The 17320-nt window shown below is 70.3% G+C and carries 15 protein-coding genes and 1 pseudogene; 13 read left to right on the forward strand and 3 right to left on the reverse strand.

What is annotated here, in order from left to right:
* Positions 1 to 109: 109 nt before the first annotated feature.
* On the forward strand, positions 110 to 2131 hold the full coding sequence (locus OG226_RS43920) for a beta-galactosidase (RefSeq protein WP_329352235.1): 2022 nt from the start codon (positions 110 to 112) through the stop codon (positions 2129 to 2131).
* 305 nt (positions 2132 to 2436) lie between these two features.
* A complete protein-coding gene (locus OG226_RS43925; protein WP_328685145.1) occupies positions 2437 to 2718 on the forward strand; it encodes a helix-turn-helix domain-containing protein in 282 nt (93 codons plus the stop codon).
* A 13-nt stretch (positions 2719 to 2731) separates the two neighbouring features.
* On the opposite strand, the gene OG226_RS43930 is transcribed toward OG226_RS43925, so the two are convergent.
* A complete protein-coding gene (locus OG226_RS43930; RefSeq protein WP_327406069.1) occupies positions 2732 to 3592 on the reverse strand; it encodes a ribonuclease BN in 861 nt (286 codons plus the stop codon).
* A 191-nt stretch (positions 3593 to 3783) separates the two neighbouring features.
* Here OG226_RS43930 and OG226_RS43935 point away from each other — a divergent pair, with 191 nt between their 5' ends.
* The 9 genes from OG226_RS43935 (at position 3784) to OG226_RS43975 (ending at position 12596) form a co-directional block, all read left to right on the forward strand.
* A complete protein-coding gene (locus OG226_RS43935; protein WP_329352236.1) occupies positions 3784 to 4758 on the forward strand; it encodes an SMP-30/gluconolactonase/LRE family protein in 975 nt (324 codons plus the stop codon).
* Between the two features lie 160 nt (positions 4759 to 4918).
* Positions 4919 to 5380 carry a fluoride efflux transporter CrcB gene (crcB, locus tag OG226_RS43940; RefSeq protein WP_329352237.1) on the forward strand — a complete coding sequence of 154 codons (462 nt, stop codon included), beginning with the start codon at positions 4919 to 4921 and terminating at the stop codon, positions 5378 to 5380.
* Between the two features lie 76 nt (positions 5381 to 5456).
* Positions 5457 to 5831, forward strand: a complete 375-nt coding sequence (gene crcB, locus OG226_RS43945) for a fluoride efflux transporter CrcB (RefSeq protein ID WP_329352238.1) — start codon at positions 5457 to 5459, stop codon at positions 5829 to 5831.
* Positions 5832 to 5919: 88 nt separating this feature from the next.
* Complete coding sequence (locus OG226_RS43950; RefSeq protein ID WP_329352239.1) at positions 5920 to 6756, forward strand: undecaprenyl-diphosphate phosphatase; 837 nt, start codon at positions 5920 to 5922, stop codon at positions 6754 to 6756.
* A gap of 182 nt (positions 6757 to 6938) precedes the next feature.
* Positions 6939 to 7616, forward strand: a complete 678-nt coding sequence (locus tag OG226_RS43955) for a FadR/GntR family transcriptional regulator (RefSeq protein WP_033278612.1) — start codon at positions 6939 to 6941, stop codon at positions 7614 to 7616.
* A complete protein-coding gene (locus OG226_RS43960) occupies positions 7613 to 9055 on the forward strand; it encodes an amino acid permease (protein WP_329352240.1) in 1443 nt (480 codons plus the stop codon). Before OG226_RS43955 ends, OG226_RS43960 begins: the two co-directional genes overlap by 4 nt.
* A gap of 32 nt (positions 9056 to 9087) precedes the next feature.
* Positions 9088 to 10107 carry an asparaginase gene (locus OG226_RS43965; protein ID WP_329352241.1) on the forward strand — a complete coding sequence of 340 codons (1020 nt, stop codon included), beginning with the start codon at positions 9088 to 9090 and terminating at the stop codon, positions 10105 to 10107.
* A 110-nt stretch (positions 10108 to 10217) separates the two neighbouring features.
* Positions 10218 to 11627: an aspartate ammonia-lyase gene (gene aspA / locus OG226_RS43970; RefSeq protein WP_329352242.1), complete on the forward strand. Its 1410-nt coding sequence runs from the start codon at positions 10218 to 10220 to the stop codon at positions 11625 to 11627.
* Between the two features lie 36 nt (positions 11628 to 11663).
* Positions 11664 to 12596, forward strand: a complete 933-nt coding sequence (locus OG226_RS43975) for a glutaminase (protein WP_329352243.1) — start codon at positions 11664 to 11666, stop codon at positions 12594 to 12596.
* Between the two features lie 6 nt (positions 12597 to 12602).
* Here OG226_RS43975 and OG226_RS43980 read toward each other — a convergent pair whose 3' ends face one another.
* Positions 12603 to 13397: an alpha/beta fold hydrolase gene (locus tag OG226_RS43980; RefSeq protein ID WP_329352244.1), complete on the reverse strand. Its 795-nt coding sequence runs from the start codon at positions 13395 to 13397 to the stop codon at positions 12603 to 12605.
* A gap of 137 nt (positions 13398 to 13534) precedes the next feature.
* Here OG226_RS43980 and mptB point away from each other — a divergent pair, with 137 nt between their 5' ends.
* Together mptB and OG226_RS43990 are read left to right on the forward strand one after the other, a co-directional pair.
* Positions 13535 to 14929 carry a polyprenol phosphomannose-dependent alpha 1,6 mannosyltransferase MptB gene (gene mptB / locus OG226_RS43985; RefSeq protein WP_328685155.1) on the forward strand — a complete coding sequence of 465 codons (1395 nt, stop codon included), beginning with the start codon at positions 13535 to 13537 and terminating at the stop codon, positions 14927 to 14929.
* Positions 14926 to 16302 (forward strand): glycosyltransferase 87 family protein, encoded by a 1377-nt coding sequence (locus OG226_RS43990; RefSeq protein ID WP_329352245.1) that lies wholly within the window; start codon positions 14926 to 14928, stop codon positions 16300 to 16302. Before mptB ends, OG226_RS43990 begins: the two co-directional genes overlap by 4 nt.
* Before the next feature lie 59 nt (positions 16303 to 16361).
* Here OG226_RS43990 and OG226_RS43995 read toward each other — a convergent pair.
* Positions 16362 to 17177: pseudogene (locus OG226_RS43995) on the reverse strand (D-alanyl-D-alanine carboxypeptidase family protein); the annotation flags it as partial.
* Between the last annotated feature and the right edge of the window lie 143 nt (positions 17178 to 17320).

Genomic DNA, 17320 nt, shown 5'->3' on the forward strand with positions numbered 1-17320 from the left:
GAAACGTCAGGGACACTTGTCAGCGGTCGCAGGCGTGCGGTTATGTTGGGGCGGCGCCCTAGGGCGTGCTGTGTGCACGTTCCCAAATGATCGACTACGGGAGAGATCCATGCCGGAGACCACACCCAAGGGCCTCACCAGGCTCGCCTTCGGTGGGGACTACAACCCCGAGCAGTGGCCGGAGAGCGTCTGGCAGGAGGACGTCCGGCTGATGCGCGAGGCCGGCGTCACCATGGTGAGCGTCGGGATCTTCTCCTGGGCACTGCTGGAGCCCGAGCAGGGTGTGTACGACTTCGGCTGGCTGGACCGGATCATCGGCCTGCTGCACGAGAACGGCATCCGCGTCGACCTCGGCACGCCCACGGTCTCCCCGCCCGCCTGGTTCTACCGCGCCCACCCCGAGGCCCTGCCCGTCACCGCCGACGGCACCCGCTACGAGTTCGGCTCCCGCGGCGCGATCTGCCACAGCAACGCCGACTACCGCGCCGCCGCCGCGAACATCACCACACAACTCGCCGAACGCTACGGCGACCACCCCGCCCTCGCGCTCTGGCACGTCTTCAACGAGTACGGCGTCCCCGTCTCCGCCTGCTACTGCGACTCCTGCGCCGCCCACTTCCGCCGCTGGCTGACCGCGACCCACAAGACCGTCGGCGGCGTCAACGAGGCCTGGGGGACGGCCTTTTGGGGTCAGCGCTACGGGGACCTCGGCCAGATCAACCCGCCGCGGCTCACCCCGACCGCCGTCAACCCGGCCCAGGCGCTGGACTACACGCGGTTCGCCGACGCCACGATGCGCGAGAACTTCGTCGCCGAACGGGACATCCTGCACCGCCTCGCGCCCGGCATCCCGGTCACCACCAACTTCATGGCCGCCCTCAGCCAGTGCGAGTCCGTCGACTACTGGGCCTGGGGCCGCGAGGTCGACCTCGTCACCAACGACCACTACCTGATCACCGACGGCCGCCGCACCCACGTCAACCTCGCGATGGCCGCCGACCTCACCCGTTCCGTCGCCGGCGGCGCCCCCTGGCTGCTCCTAGAACACTCCACCTCGGGCGTCAACTGGCAGCCCCGCAACCCCGCCAAGGCCCCCGGCCAGATGGCCCGCAACGCCCTCTCCCACGTGGCGCGCGGCTCGGACGGCGCGATGTTCTTCCAGTGGCGCCAGTCCCGGCGCGGCGCCGAGAAGTTCCACTCCGCGATGCTCCCGCACGGCGGCACGGACACCCGTGTCTGGCGCGAGGTCGTCGAACTCGGCGCTTCCGTGGAGGAGTTGGGCCGGATACGCGGCACGCGCACACAGGCCGACGTGGCCGTCGTATGGGACTGGCACTCGTGGTGGGCGCAGAAACTGGCATGGCGCCCCAGCGAGGACCACGACGCCCGCGAGCGCGCCGACGCCTTCTACGAGGCCCTCTACGACCGCCACCTCACGGTCGACTTCGCCCACCCGGAAGCCGACTTGTCGGCCTATCCCCTTGTCGTCGTACCGGCGTTGTACCTGATGACGGAGGCGGCCGGGCGCAACCTGCAGCGGTACGTCGAGAACGGCGGGACCCTCGTCGTCTCCTACTTCTCCGGCATCGTCGACGAGCACGACGCCGTCCACGAGGGTGCCTACCCCGGCGCGCTGCGCGACGTACTCGGCCTGACCGTCGAGGAGTTCTCGCCCCTCCTGGCCGACCAGCGGATACGCGTCACCGGTCCCGACGGCTCCGAACTCACCGGCGACGTCTGGACCGAGTTCGTCGTCCCGAACGGTGCCGAGACCGTGTGGACGTACGCCGAGGGCCTCACCGCCGACCACCCGGCCGTCACCCGGCACCGCCTCGGCGACGGCACCGCCTGGTACGTGTCGACCCGCCTCGACGCCCACGGCCTGGACGCCCTGCTCGGCTGGGCGACCGAGGACGCCCGGATCCCGCCGCGCGCCGACCTGCCGTACGACGTCGAACTCGTGCGCAGGGAGGGCGAGTTCGACAGCTTCCTCTTCGCGATCAACCACAGCGCCTCGGACGTCAAGGTGCCGCTCGGCACCGACGGCACCGAGCTGCTGACCGGCGAACGTGCCGCGGGCGGTCTCGCGGTGCCCGCCGGTGCCGTCCGGGTCGTACGTCTCGACGGCTGAGTCGAACTCCCCTCCGCCCGCGCGTGCCACGAGCCGCGGGTGGAGGGGGTCCTGTCCGCTGTCCGGCGTGCGGTTCTGTTCGGCTACGGCGGTGTGGTTCGGCCATCACTGGTCCCAGGAGCCGGTGTCCGGTCGCTCCGGTGCGATCGCGTCCCACCCGTCGCCCCACGCCCCAGAGCCGATCGGCCCTCTCGAACAGGACCGTTCGGTCCCGGACAAGGGTCACCGAGTCCGGGACGTGGCGGACCGTGCTGCGGGAGAGTGGGAGGACGCGGCAAGCGGCGCGCAGAACGGAGGGTCACGACATGTTGAGGACTCCGACAGGCCAGCGACGGTTGGACATCCTGGAGTGGCTGAGAGATCCGGCCACCCACTTCCCGGACCATCGGTGGGTCCCCGAGGCGGGTGTCACCTCGGAGGCCGTGGCGGCCAAGCTCGGGGTGCCCCGCCAAGTTGCCGACACCCACCTCGAACTCCTCGCGAACATGGGCCTGTTGCGTGTGCGGCGGATCCGGCTGCGCACCTACTACCGGCGCGACGAGGTCCGTATCGCCGAGGTGGCCCGGATGTTCGAGAAGGGCTGGTAGCCGAGCCCAGGGCTCACACCTTGTCCTGTTCGGAGCGCGTCGGCGGTTCCTCCGGCTCGGCGGACACCGGCGCGTCCGGTGCTTCCGGCTCCGTGCGGAACGCCGCGTCGGGATCCCCGAACCGCTCGCACAGCAGCCTGCCCACCAGCGCGCCGCCGTAGAGCACGAAGCCGACGCCGACCAGCCAGGACTCGACGACCAGGACCGTGCCGACCGGGCCGTAGCTGACCGCGTTGGTGACCAGGAGCGGGGTGAACACCAGGTACGAGAACCAGCGCAGGCCGACCAGGCCCGCCATCGTGGCGAGGGCGCCCGGGAGCAGATAGCGCCAGGGGACCCGGTGGTTGAGCAGGAAGTGCGGGCCCCACCAGAAGAACAGCAGGCCGGCCGCCATGCTGAGCAGGATGCGGGGGGTGCCCTCCAGGACGTTGCGGGTCTGCACCTGCGCGTACAGATAGCCCATCAGCATGACCAGCCATATGAGTTGGCGCCAGATGCGGTTCCACGGGGCACCGGTCGGGAGCCACACGTGCTCGTAGCCGCTCTGCACACTCGACGCGAAGGACAGCCCGAACAGCGCGAGCAGCGCCACGCTCCACGCGCTGGTGGCGCCGATGACCTTGCGGGGCGGGGTGAAGACGTCGGTGAGTGCGCGGGCGGACCGGCCGGACAGATCCATGCCGTCCACCAGCCACAGCGCGAACCCGCCGTGCCCGAGCGGATCGGCCGCGGCCACCACGATCAGCAGGGGCGCCAGCGTGACCAGGGCGAGCGTCGCGAACCCCATAGCCCGGTGCAGCAGCTCCAACTCCCGCCCGCGCCGGTTGAGTTCGGCGAACCCCAGCCCCTGCCACACCGCGCGCACCCGTCTCACCGCGGACGTCCCGCACAGGGGGTGGCCGACCGTGACATGAGGGCCCCCTTCTCGCCGACCGGCAGCGGGAATCGGGTCACCAGCAATACGCTCGGCAAACGTGACCCGGTGCCGTGCCGACCGGGAAGCGCAGGAGATGACCGGGAAGAGCAGCAAGGTTACGCGCCCCGGACCGAACCGTGGAGGCTTTCATGGACCGTCCCGATGACCGACCTGACGCGCTGCTCGCCCGCCGCTATGTCGCGATCGGCGGGCGCGGTCCGGAGGACGTGGTCGCCGACGCCCGCGGCCGGGTGCTGACCGGTGTCGAGGACGGCCGCATCCTCCGCCTCGACGGACTGACCGAACCCGAGTCGGTCCGGGTGGAGACCCTCGCCGACACCGGCGGCCGACCGCTCGGCCTCGAACTCCTCCCGGACGACGGCCTGTTGGTGTGCGACGCGGAACGCGGACTGCTGCGGATCGACCTCGGGGACGGCTCCGTGCGGGTCCTCGCCGACTCGGTGGCGGGGGAGCGGTTGCGGTTCTGCAGCAACGTGGTCGCCCTGTCCGACGGCAGCGTGTACCTCACCGTCTCCAGCCGTCGTTATCCGCTCCACCAGTGGCTGGGCGACATCGTCGAACACACCGGCACAGGAAGGCTGTTGCGCCTCGCGCCCGACAGTGACACCCCCGAAGTCGTCCTGGAGGGGCTCCAGTTCGCCAACGGCCTTGCCGCGAGCGCCGACGAGTCCTTCCTGGTGATCGCGGAGACGGGTGCCTACCGCCTCACCCGCCACTGGCTCACCGGGCAGCGGGCGGGCCATAGCGAACCCTTCGTCGAAGACCTCCCCGGCATGCCCGACAACATCTGGCGCGCGGGCCCCGACGGACCGCTCTGGGTCGCCCTGGCCGGACCCCGCGTGCCCCCGCTCGACCTCTTCCACCGCGCCCCGGACGCCGTACGGCACACCGCCGCGCGGATCGCCGTACGCGTGCCCTACCGCCCCACGGGCACCATCGGGGCCCTCGCGGTCGACGACGAGGGACACGTCGTCCACCACCTCATCGCACGCGGCTCTCCCTTCCGTATGGTCACCGGCGTCTGCGAGGCGGCCGGTCACCTCGTGCTCGGCAGCCTGCGCGAACGCGGTGTCGCGCTGTGCGAGCCGGCCGCCCCGAAGTGACCCCGGCACGCCCCCGGCGTTACCCTGATGCCCGGCCGTGATCACCTCTCGCGGCGCGGCGGTGGGGCCCGCCGTACCCGAACCGCGGCAGAGGTGCCGCCAACGGTCCCTACTTGTGGTGAGTGCCCCCAGGGCCCCGACGAGTAGGAGACGTACGACCGTGTCAGCCCCCGAAGCCGACAACCTCCACGCCCGGTCCCGGGCTCCGCGCCCGTCCGTCTGGCGCGGTCAGGGAGCCGTCGTCGCGGTGGTCGCGCTCGGCGGCGCGACCGGGGCCGTGGCCCGGTACGCGGCCTCGCTCTGGTGGCCCGCGCAGAGCGGCGGTTTCCCCTGGACGACCTTCGGGATCAACGTCGTCGGGTGCGCGGTCATAGGCGTGTTCATGGTGGTCGTCACCGAGGCGTGGGCCGCGCACCGGCTGGTGCGGCCGTTCTTCGGCACCGGGGTGCTCGGCGGCTTCACGACCTTCTCGACGTACGCCGTCGACATCCAGAAACTGGTCGACGCGGGCCACCCCCGCACCGCGCTCGCCTATCTCGCCGCGACCCTGCTCGCGGCCCTCGCGGCGGTGTGGCTCGGGGTGACGGCGGCCCGGCGGGTCCTGGAGCGGAGGCAGCGATGACCGGGCCGGCCGGTGCCGGTGTCTTCCGGGGCATCGAGGACTCCGGCGAATCGGAGCGGAAGGGTAAGAGGTCGTTGTGAACTGGGTGTTGGTCGTCACGGGAGCCATGGTCGGTGCTCCGCTCCGGTATCTCACCGACCGCGCGGTGCGGACCCGGCACGACACCGTGTTCCCCTGGGGCACCTTCGCGGTGAACGTGACCGGCTGTCTGATTCTCGGTGTGCTGACCGGTGCGGTGTCCGCCGGTGCGGCGGGTTCGCAGCTCCAACTCCTCGTCGGGACAGGGCTTTGCGGGGCCCTGACGACGTACTCGACCTTCTCGTACGAGACACTGCGGCTGACCGAGACAGGGGCGGGGCTCTACGCTGCCGCCAACGTCGTCGGCAGCGTGACGGCGGGCCTCGGCGCGGCATTTGCCGGGGTGTCGATCGCGGAGGCCCTGTGGACGTAAGGGCTCGGGTGGTTCCTGTGCCCGAGCGGGACCGTTCCCGGCGCTATTGTCTACAGCACTGTCGACCAACTCCCAAGAACTGGATCTCATGAGCGTCATCAGCGTCGGTCAGGCCGCCGTCCTCGGAGTCGTCGAGGGGGTGACCGAGTTCCTTCCGGTCTCCTCGACCGGCCATCTGAAGATCGTCGAGGGGCTGATGAACATCCCCGTCGACGACGATTCCGTGGTCGGGTTCTCGGCCGTCATCCAGGTCGGCGCCATCGCCGCCGTGCTCGTGTACTTCTTCAAGGACATCGTGCGGATCGTGACCGCGTGGGGCCGTGGCCTGCGCAACCGTGAGGAGCGCTACCACCACGACTACAAGTTCGCCTGGTGGGTGATCTACGCGACGATCCCGATCGTGATCGTGGGCCTGGCCGCGAAGCCGCTCATCGACGGGCCGCTCGGCTCGCTGTGGGTGGTCGCAGCCTCGCTGATCGTCGGCAGCGGTGTCATGTGGTGCGCCGACCAGATGGGCCGGCACAAGCGCGGTGAGGCCGACACCACCTTCAAGGACGCGATGCTGGTGGGCAGTTCACAGATCCTGGCGCTGCTCTTCCCCGGTTTCTCGCGCTCCGGCGCCACCATGTCCACCGGTCTCATCCTCGACCTGGACCGCGTCGCCGCCACCCGGCTCTCCTTCTTCCTCGGCATCCCCGCGCTGACCGGCGCGGGGATCTACGAGCTGAAGGACGCCCTGGGCGCGGGTGTGGGCGCCGCCCCGCTGGCCGTCGGCACGATCGTGTCCTTCGTGGTCGCCTACGCCTCCATCGCCTGGCTGCTGAAGTTCGTCGCGAAGCACTCCTTCAACGCGTTCGTGATCTACCGGATCATCATCGGTCTGCTGCTGTTCGGGCTGCTCGGCACGGGTGTCCTCAACAGCTGACCGCGGCCGGCAGTGGCTGGACGATCATCACAGCGGGCGTGAAGCCGGATTTTCAGGCTTCACGCCCGCTGAATTTTTCTTTTCGGATCGCTTGACAGCACTGTCCCGTCACCCGCAGGATCACGTCCGTGAACCTGTCAGACAGCCAGACAGGTGGAGTCGGGCCGCGGCGCGTCAGCGCCATGGAAGCGGTGCTGGTCCACCTCCGCGGCGCCATCGAGCGCGGCGACTACGCCATCGGCGACAAGCTCCCCTCCGAGGCGGAGCTGTGCCGCACCCTGGAGATCAGCAGGCCTGTGCTCCGCGAGGCCCTGCGCGCCCTGCAGACCATGGGGCTGACCGTCTCCAAGACCGGCAAGGGCACCTTCGTGGTGGCCAACGCCGTGGAGGACCCCACCTTCGGGGACTACGCGGCCAGCGACCTGCTGGAAGTGCGCCGCCACGTCGAGATCCCGGTCGCCGGGTACGCGGCACTGCGCCGCACCCCGGAGAACCTGGACCACCTGGCCCACCTCCTGGACCGCATGGAACAGGAGACCGACACCACCGCGTGGGTGGCGATGGACACCCTCTTCCACCTCGCCGTGGCGGAGGCCGCCCAGAACCCGGTGTTCCGCCGGGTCATCGAGGAGATCCGCGACGCGCTGGCCCGCCAGTCCGCGTTCCTCAACGAACTCGGCGGCCGGCGCGAGCAGTCCAACCGCGAGCACCGGGCGATCGTCGAGGCGCTGATCGACGGCAGCGAGCCGGACGCCGTCGAGGCCATGTCCCACCACCTCGACCGGGTCGAGACGACCCTCACCGACATCGTGCGCCCCGCGCGCACGAACACCCCCACGGAAGGCGGACCCGAGGCGTGAGCGAGCAGTCCCTGCACGACGGCGTGCAGAAACGATCCGGCCATGTCGACGCCGGAGACGCCGGCTACAGCAAGTCCCTGAAGTCCCGGCACGTCAACATGATCGCCATCGGCGGCGCGATCGGCACCGGCCTGTTCCTCGGTGCGGGCGGTCGCCTGGCCGACGCCGGCCCCTCCCTCTTCATCGCGTACGCGGTCTGCGGCCTCTTCGCCTTCCTCGTCGTCCGCGCCCTCGGTGAACTCGTCCTCTACCGGCCCTCGTCCGGCGCCTTCGTGTCGTACGCCCGAGAGTTCCTCGGCGAGAAGGGCGCGTACGTAGCGGGCTGGATGTACTTCCTGAACTGGGCCACCACCGGTATCGCCGACATCACCGCCGTCGCCGTCTACACCCACTACTGGAGCATGTTCTCCGACATCCCCCAGTGGGTGATCGCCCTCATCGCCCTCGCCGTGGTCCTCACGGTGAACCTGATCTCGGTGCGGATGTTCGGCGAGCTGGAGTTCTGGTTCGCGATCATCAAGGTCAGCGCACTCGTCGTCTTCATGCTGATCGGCATCTTCCTGCTGGTCACCCAGCACCAGGTCGACGGCACGACCCCCGGCCCGTCCCTGATCACCGACAACGGCGGCATCTTCCCCAACGGCCTGCTGCCCATGCTCCTGATCATCCAGGGCGTCGTCTTCGCCTACGCCTCCGTCGAACTGGTCGGCGTAGCCGCCGGCGAGACCGAGAACCCCGAGAAGATCATGCCGAAGGCGATCAACTCGATCATGTGGCGCGTCGGCCTCTTCTACGTAGGCTCGGTCGTCCTGCTCTCGATGCTGCTGCCCTGGAACAAGTACAGCGCGGGCCAGAGCCCCTTCGTGACCGTGCTGTCGAACATCGGTATCCCGGCGGCCGGCGGCGTCATGAACCTCGTCGTCCTCACCGCGGCCATGTCCTCGCTCAACTCCGGCCTGTACTCCACGGGCCGCATCCTCCGCTCCATGGCGATGTCCGGCTCGGCCCCCAAGTTCACCTCGGTCATGAGCCGCAGCCAGGTCCCCTACGGCGGGATCCTGCTCACCAGCGGCATCTGCGTCCTCGGCGTCGGCCTCAACTTCGTGGTGCCGGCGGACGCGTTCGAGATCGTCCTCAACTTCGCGGCGATCGGCATCCTCTCCACCTGGGGCATGATCATGCTCTGTCACTTCCTCTTCTGGCGGAAGACCGAGAAGGGCGAACTCTCCCGCCCCGGCTACCGGTTGCCTGGCTCTCCCTGGACCGAACTCGTGACGCTGGCCTTCCTCGCCTCCGTCCTGGTCCTCATGTACGCCGACGGCGGCGCCGGACGCACCACCGTGCTCTGTCTGCCGCTGATCGCCGCCGCGCTCGTCGCCGGATGGTTCGCCGTCCGCCGCCGCGTGGCCAGCACGTCCTTGACCGCACCCGACGCGTGAGACCCACGTCGTCCTGACCCCGACAGGCAGAGATGTACAGCAGTTCCCTCGCGGACCCACCCCTCATCCGTGAACCCCTCCACGCACCCGTCGCCCACCTGATACGCGGCGGAATGATCGAGGGCATCCACTACGGCTCCGTCGTCGTCCTCGACGCCGACGGCCAGGTCCAGCTCCAGATCGGCGACATCGAGGCGGCGTTCTATCCGCGGTCGGCGATCAAACCCGTGCAGGCCGTCGCCATGCTGCGGGCCGGGTTGCCGCTCGACGGCGAGCTGCTCTCGCTCGCCGCAGCCAGCCACTCCGGCGAGGAACGTCACCTCGCCGGAGCCCGGCGCATCCTCGAACTCGCCGGGCTCACCGAGGACTCCCTGCGCAACGTTCCCGACCTCCCGTTCGACCCGGTCGTGCGGGATGCCTGGGTGCGCGAGGGTCGGGCGCCGTCCCGGCTCGCTCAGAACTGTTCCGGGAAGCACGCGGCGATGCTCTACGTGTCGAAGCTCAACGGGTGGTCCCTGGACGACTATCTCGATCCGGGCCATCCGTTGCAGCAGGCGATCGCGGAGATCGTCGAGGATCTCACCGGGCAGCGGATCGCTCGGGTGACGGTCGACGGGTGCGGGGCTCCTTTGTTCTCCATCTCCCTGCATGGGCTGGCTCGGGCCGTTGCTCGGATCACTACCGCTGCGCCTGGGACGCCTGAGGCCCGGGTTGCTGATGCGATGCGGGAGCATGCGGAGATGGCGTCCGGGACGGGGCGGGATGTGGCCGCGTTGATGCGGGCCGTCCCTGGCTTGCTTGCCAAGGACGGGTTCGAAGGGGTTCAGGTTGCCGCGTTGCCTGATGGGCGGGCTGTTGCCGTGAAGGTCTCGGACGGGGCGAATCGGGCGCGGGTTCCTGTGGGTGCGGCTGCGCTTGTTCGGGCCGGGGTTGATCCTGGGCTGCTCGGTGAGTTCGCGGGGGAGGCGTTGCTTGGGGGTGGGGAGCCGGTGGGTTGTGTTCGGCCTGTGCGGGCTTTGGACCCTGTGTCGCCGTTGTCTGCGTGTGCCTAGATCTGTTGTGGGGATCTGCGGGCCGGATGTGGCTGGTCGCGCAGTTCCCCGCGCCCCTGAAGGCCAAAAGCAGGGGCGCTTGTCCTCGACCTCTTTTGAAAGTGAAGCCGATGACCGTTGCTGTTCGTCGCGAACATGATCTGCTCGGAGACCGCGATGTACCCGGGGATGCCTACTGGGGCGTTCACACCCTGCGGGCCACCGAGAACTTCCCCATCACCGGGACGCCGATCTCCATCTACCCGCACTTGATCGATGCGCTCGCTTCCGTCAAGGAGGCCGCTGCTCTCGCCAATGAGGAGTTGGGGCTGCTCTCGCCGGAGAAGACGGGCGCCATCGTCGCCGCCTGCCGGGAGATCCGGGACGGGAAGCTGCACGACCAGTTCGTGGTGGACGTGGTGCAGGGCGGAGCCGGTACCTCGACCAACATGAACGCCAACGAGGTTGTCGCGAACCGGGCGTTGGAGTTGCTGGGGCACGGCAAGGGTGAGTACGCGTACCTGCACCCGAACGAGGACGTCAACCTTGGGCAGTCGACCAACGACGTGTATCCGACCGCCGTCAAGATAGCGACCGTCTTCGCCGTGCACGGACTGCTCAAGGCGATGGCCGTACTGCAGGACGCCTTCGCCCGTAAGGCTGTCGAGTTCCGTGACGTGCTCAAGATGGGCCGTACACAGTTGCAGGACGCGGTGCCGATGACGCTCGGTCAAGAGTTCTCGGCGTACGCGGTCATGATTGACGAGGACCGTCAACGTCTTGACGAGGCGGTCCAGTTGATCCATGAGATCAACCTGGGAGCCACGGCCATCGGGACCGGGCTCAATGCTCCTGCCGGGTACGCGGAGTCGGCTCGGCGGCATCTCTCGGAGATCACCGGGCTGCCGCTGGTGACGGCGGCCAACCTGGTCGAGGCCACGCAGGACTGCGGGGCGTTCGTGCAGATGTCGGGTGTGCTCAAGCGCGTTGCGGTCAAGCTCTCCAAGAGCTGCAACGATCTGCGGCTGCTGTCCTCGGGGCCGCGTGCGGGGCTCGGGGAGATCAACCTGCCGCCGGTGCAGGCCGGTTCGAGCATCATGCCGGGCAAGGTCAACCCGGTGATCCCCGAGGTCGTCAACCAGGTCGCCTTCGAGGTGATCGGCAACGACGTCACCATCACGATGGCCGCCGAGGCCGGACAGCTCCAGCTCAACGCGTTCGAGCCGATCATCCTGCACTCGCTGTCGGAGAGCATCACGCATCTGCGGGCCGCCTGCCTCACCCTCGCCGAGCGGTGCGTGGACGGCATCACCGCCAACACCGAGGCGCTGCGCGCGAGCGTGGAGAACTCCATCGGCCTGGTGACCGCGCTCAACCCGCACATCGGGTACACGGCCGCCACCGACATCGCCAAGGAGGCCCTCGCCACCGGCCGGGGCGTGGCCGAACTCGTCCTGGAGAAGGGCCTGTTGCCCGCCGAGACACTCGCCGCCCTGCTGCGGCCCGAGGTCCTGGCCGGCACCGGCCCCGTCGCTGTCTGATCCGCGGACGCGCACCAGGACCCGCCCGGAGGCACAATGGTGATCATGTCCCCATCGATGGCCTTCCAGCCGGTCCTGGAGCGCATCGCCGGTGAGATCGAGCGAATGCCCGGCCGCGGCCAGGCCGCCGACTACATCCCGGCGCTCGCGGCCTGCGACCCGCGCCGCTTCGGCATGGCCGTCGCGGAACTGGACGGCACGGTGTACGGCGTGGGGGACTGGCAACAGCCGTTCTCCACGCAGTCCATCACCAAGGTCTTCACCCTCGCCCTCGACCTGGCCCGCGAGGGCGACGAACTCTGGGAGCACGTGGGCCGCGAGCCCTCCGGCAACCCCTTCAACTCCCTTGTCCAGCTGGAGTACGAGAGCGGCATCCCGCGCAACCCGTTCATCAACGCGGGCGCGCTCGTCGTCACCGACCGCCTCCAGACCCGTACCGGAGACGCGGCCGGAGAGCTGCTCGCCTTCCTGCGTACCGAGAGCGGCAACCCGTCCCTCGGTTTCGACAAGGAGGTCGCCGCCTCCGAGTCCGCGAACGGTGACCGCAACGCGGCCCTCGCCCACTTCATGAAGTCCTACGGCAACATCGACAACGAGGTGCCCGTCCTCCTGGACCAGTACTTCCGGCAGTGCTCCGTCATGGCGTCCTGCGCCGACCTCGCCCTCGCCGCCGGCTTCCTGGCCCGGCACGGCAGCCGCGCCGACGGCTCCCGGCTGCTCACCCTCACCCAGGCCAAGCAGGTCAACGCGGTGATGCTGACGTGCGGGACGTACGACGCTGCGGGCGAGTTCGCCTACCGGGTGGGGCTGCCCGGCAAGAGCGGGGTGGGCGGCGGGATCATCGCGATCGTCCCGGGCCGGTGCACACTCGCCGTGTGGAGCCCGGGACTTGACGAGCGGGGGAACTCGGTGGCCGGGGTCGCCGCGCTCGATCGCTTCACGACCCTGACCGGGGTGTCGGTGTTCTGACCGGCCTCAGCCCAGGAAATCGGTGAGCAGCGGCAGCAGGACCTTGTGCCGCATGACCCCCATGTGCGTGGTGCCGGGCAGCACGGCGAGTTGCGCGTCCGGGATCAGCCGGTGCATCTCGGCCGCGTGCTCGACGCGCATGAAGTCGGTGTCGCCGATGACGAGGAGCGTGGGCACGGTCACCGCGCGCAGGTCGTCGGCGGTCCAGGGCAGCGGTTCGTTCGCCGCCGCCGAGGCCTTGGCGAGGAAGTCGTGGAAGTGCTCGGGGTGCGGTGCGACGGCCGCGTAGGCGTCGGACATCTCCTCGAAGTCCGCCTGGCCGGGCATCCGGGGCGAGCTGAAGTCGGGGGTGCGGATCTCCTCGTGGATGCCGTCCTGGCTGTACTGAGCGGCCGCCGGCACGAGCCGTCCGACCCGCTCCGGGTGCCGGACCGCGATCTCCAGCGCGACGAGTCCGCCGAGGCTGAAGCCGATGAAGTCGGCCTGCCGGACGCCGAGTTCGTCGAGCAGCGCGACCACGTCGGAGGCCAGGTCCGGGATCGTCAGCGGGCGGTCGGTGTCGGCGGTGTGGCCGTGGCCCTGGAGTTCGGGGGCGATCACATACCGCTCGGCGGACAGCGCGGGCAGCATCGTCCCGAAGGTCAGACCGACGGTCTGCACACCGCCGTGCAGCAGCACCAGCGGGCGTCGGCCCTCGTGCTCGGTGCCATGGATCTCGTAGTACATCTCCTGGCCGTTCACCTTGGTGCGGGCGGAGCTGGTCGGCACGGTCATCACGTCCGTTCTGGGAGAGTCGGTCATCAGGGAGACTGGTCGGGGACCGAGAACTCATCGGTGCCGCGGGCCGATCACACGGAGGTCACGCGCAGTCCGCCGCCCCGAGAGCGGCAGGTCGCCTTCCCGCCATCCGGCGTTGACACGCTTGGCGAGTGTTGGCCATGGCTATTCCCGTCGATCTCCGCCGCTGCCAGGTACTCGGTCTCACCGGTACCGCCGTCCTCGCGCTGGGCGGTGAGACGGCCGGGGCCCTGCCGGCCGCGGACCTCTTCTCCCCGGCCTCCGCGCAGGCGGCGCTCGGCCTGGTCGGGGTCTACTTCGGTGTCGTCCTGCTGATCGCGGCCTGGCTGTTGCTCGGCAAGCTGATCCGCAGCGCCGAACCGCCCACCCCGCGCTCCCTGTTCCTGGTCCTCGCCGTATGGGCGGCCCCGCTGCTGCTCGCGCCGCCGCTGTTCAGCCGGGACGTGTACAGCTATCTCGCGCAGGGCGCCATGGTCGACGCCCACATGGACGTCTACGCGCACGGCCCCGCCGCGCTCGGCGGCCCCCTCGCCGACGAGGTCGCCCCGCTGTGGCAGCACACCGGGGCGCCGTACGGCCCGGTGTTCCTCGCCGTGGCGTCGGGGCTGTCCGGACTGACCCGCGGTGAACTCCCCGCCGGGCTCTTCGGGATGCGGCTCGTCGCGCTCCTCGGGGTGGGTCTGATGGCCGCCGCGCTGCCCCGGCTCGCCCGGCACAGCGGCGCCGACCCGGCCGCCGCGCTCTGGCTCGGCGCCCTCAACCCGCTGGTCCTGCTGCACCTCGTCGCGGGCGCCCACAACGACGCGATCATGCTCGGCCTGCTCGGCGTCGGCCTGGTCGCCGCCCTCGGCCGCTGGCCGGTCCTGGGCGCCGTACTCGTCACGCTCGCCGCCCTGGTCAAGGCACCGGCCGCGCTCGGTCTCGCCGCGGTCGTGCTCCTCCAGATCCGCGCGGGCCACCGCCCGGCCAAGGCCGTCACGACGACCGTCGTCGCGTCCGCGGCCACGACGGTCGCGGCGACCGCCTTCGCGGGCACGGGCTACGGCTGGATAGGCGCCCTCGACACACCTGTCTCGGCGCACAACTGGGCCCTCACCAGCCTCCTCGGCCGCGCCACCGGCGCCCTGCTGAAACACCTCGGCAGCGATCTCGCCCCCTTCGCGGTCCCGGCCTGGCACGCCCTCGGCCTGGCGGTCACCGGTGCGGCCATCCTCGCCATATGGTTCCGCCTGCGCCCCAGCCCGGTGTACGCGCTCGGCCTGAGCCTGGCGGTCGTGGCCGCCTTCGGCCCGGCGATCCGCCCCTGGTACGCCCTGTGGGGTCTCTTCCTGATCGCCGCAGCCGCACCCAGTGCGTCCGTACGCCACCGGGTGGCCGCCGTGACCGGGGTCCTCGCCCTCGCCGTCCTGCCCAGCGGTGGCCCCGCCGACATCGGACAGCTCGTGCTGGCCGTCTCCGGCGGCGTCCTCGCGATCGTCGTCCTGTGGCAGGCTCGCCAGGCGGCGGAGGCCCCGGCCCTGGGACGTACGGCATGAGAACACCCGCCACCGACCGCGGCCGACTCCTCCTGGTGCTGGCCCTCGCCGTCGTCGTCACCGTCTTCACCGCGACCGTCCCGCTGCTGCGCGACTGGTTCGACCTGCGCGTCTACTACGGCACCGTCCACACCTGGCTCCACCACGGCGGCCGGATCTACGACTACCGGGTGCCCGGCACGACGTACGGCTTCACCTACCCGCCGTTCGCCGCCGTCGGCATGGCCCCGATGGCGTACCTCGGCCTCGGCACCGCGATCGTCGCCGCCATCGTCCTCAACCTCACGGCTCTCGGAGTCGTCCTGCGCATCCTGGCCGGGCCCGGATGGCGGCGCTACGGCTGGTTCGGGTGGGCGCTGGTGGCGTGCGGGCTGGCGCTGTTCGAGCCCTTGCGCGACACCTTCAGCTTCGGGCAGGTGAACCTCCTGCTGCTGGCCCTCGTCCTCGGCGATGGCTGGCTGCTCTCCACCGGGAGGGGCCGCTGGGCGGGCGTCGGCATCGGCCTCGCGGCGGCGATCAAGCTCACGCCGGCCCTGTTCATCGCCCTGTTGCTGCTGGCCAGACGCTGGAAAGCCGCCGCGGTCGCGACGGCTGTGGCGCTCGCGGCGACCGGGCTCGCGGCCCTGGTGGTCCCGGACGCGTCGAAGTTCTACTGGACCGACGCGTTGTGGGACACGACCCGGGTGGGCCGCCTCGACTACGTCTCCAACCAGTCCCTGCAAGGCGTCCTGGCCCGGCTCGGCGAGACGGGCCGCCCGCTGTGGGCGACGGTCGTCGTCCTCGTGCTGGCCGTGTGGGCGGTGCGGGTGCGCCGTGCGATCGTCCTGGGGGACTGGATCGCCGCGTTCGCGCTGACCGGGCTGACCGCGTGCCTGATCAGCCCGATCACCTGGGTGCACCACCTCGTGTGGCTGCTGCCGTCGTTCGCCGTACTGGTCCGTGCGGGGCACCCAAGGATCGCGGGCGCCCTGTACGCCGTGATGTGCACGAGTGTCGTGTGGCTGTGGTTCGACGACTCCTCGGGCATCGACGGCTTCCTGGGCAGCAACACGTACACCTGGATCACCCTCGGCCTGCTGCTGTGGCTGCCGACGGGTCAGACCGGCGGGAGCCGCCTGATCTTGAGCCGGATCGCTGCCACCACAGCGCCCGCGCCCAGCACGGCCGCGGCCACGATCGCCGCCGTCTCGGCCCAGCCCGGCCCCTCGTCCGGTACGACCGCCGCGGCCACCGGCACCGCCGAGGGGCCCGACCTCGGCTTCGCCCGCAACGCGTCCAGCGACCCCACCGGATCGACCCGCCCGGCCGCCGCGAAGCCCCAGTCGAGCAGCTCGCGCGCCTCCTCGTACACGGTGAAGCCACCGCCCGCCTGAGGGTTCATCACCGTGACGACGAGAGATCGGCCGCCCCTACGGGCCGCCGCGACAAGGGTGTTGCCCGCGTGCGTGGTGTAGCCGTTCTTCACCCCGATGATCCCCGGATAGCGCTCCACACCGTCGTTGCCGGTCAGCAGCCGGTTGGTGTTCTGGATGCCGTACGACGATCCCTCGCCCGGGAACTGCGCCTCGGCGGTGGAGCAGTAGCGGGCGAAGTCGGCGTTGCGCAGTCCGGCGCGGCCGAACACCGCGAGGTCGTAGGCGGAGGACACCTGGCCGTCCGTGTCGTACCCGTCCGGTGAGACGACATGGGTGTCGAGGGCGCCGAGGGCGCGGGCCTTGGCCTGCATGCGCGTGGCCGTGGTCTGCCAGCCGCCGTTGAGAGAGGCCAGTACGTGCACGGCGTCGTTCCCGGAGTTGAGGAAGACCCCGCGCCACAGGTCGGCGACGCGGTACGTGTGGCCTTCCGCGACGCCGACGAGGCTGCTGCCCTCGCCGATACCGGCCAGGTCCTGTTCGCTGACGCGGTGTTGGATGCCGCCGGGAAGGACCGGGAGGACGGTCAGCGCGAACAGTGTCTTCAGGGTGCTGGCGGGTGGGAGTTTGCGGTGGGCGTCGTGGGAGGCGAGGACCTCGCCGGTGTGGGTGTCCGCGACGAGCCAGGAGAGGGCGGAGACGTCCGGGACGTCGGGGGCGCCGGGGTGTGGCCTGACCTGGGTGTCGGGGTGGTTCAGGAGTGCGGGGGGCGGTGTCGCTGTGCTGGGATCCGACCCGGTGTTGGCAGTCGCCGTGGCGGGGGTGAACGCGAGGACGCCCGTCAGGCAGAGGGCGCAGGTCGACATAGCGATCCGGGGCGTGAATCCGATTGTCATACCGCAAACGTAGGAACGGAGTCGTTGTGGAGGGTGCTGGCAGGGCCGGGCGGGGTGAGTGTGCACCCGGATGCGCTAGTGACGTGTCTGCCGGCCGGAGGAGGCTGGTCGCGCCGTTCCCCGCGCCCCTCAAGAACGAAGGC

The sequence above is a fragment of the Streptomyces sp. NBC_01261 genome (assembly GCF_036226385.1).
Taxonomy (GTDB): domain Bacteria; phylum Actinomycetota; class Actinomycetes; order Streptomycetales; family Streptomycetaceae; genus Streptomyces.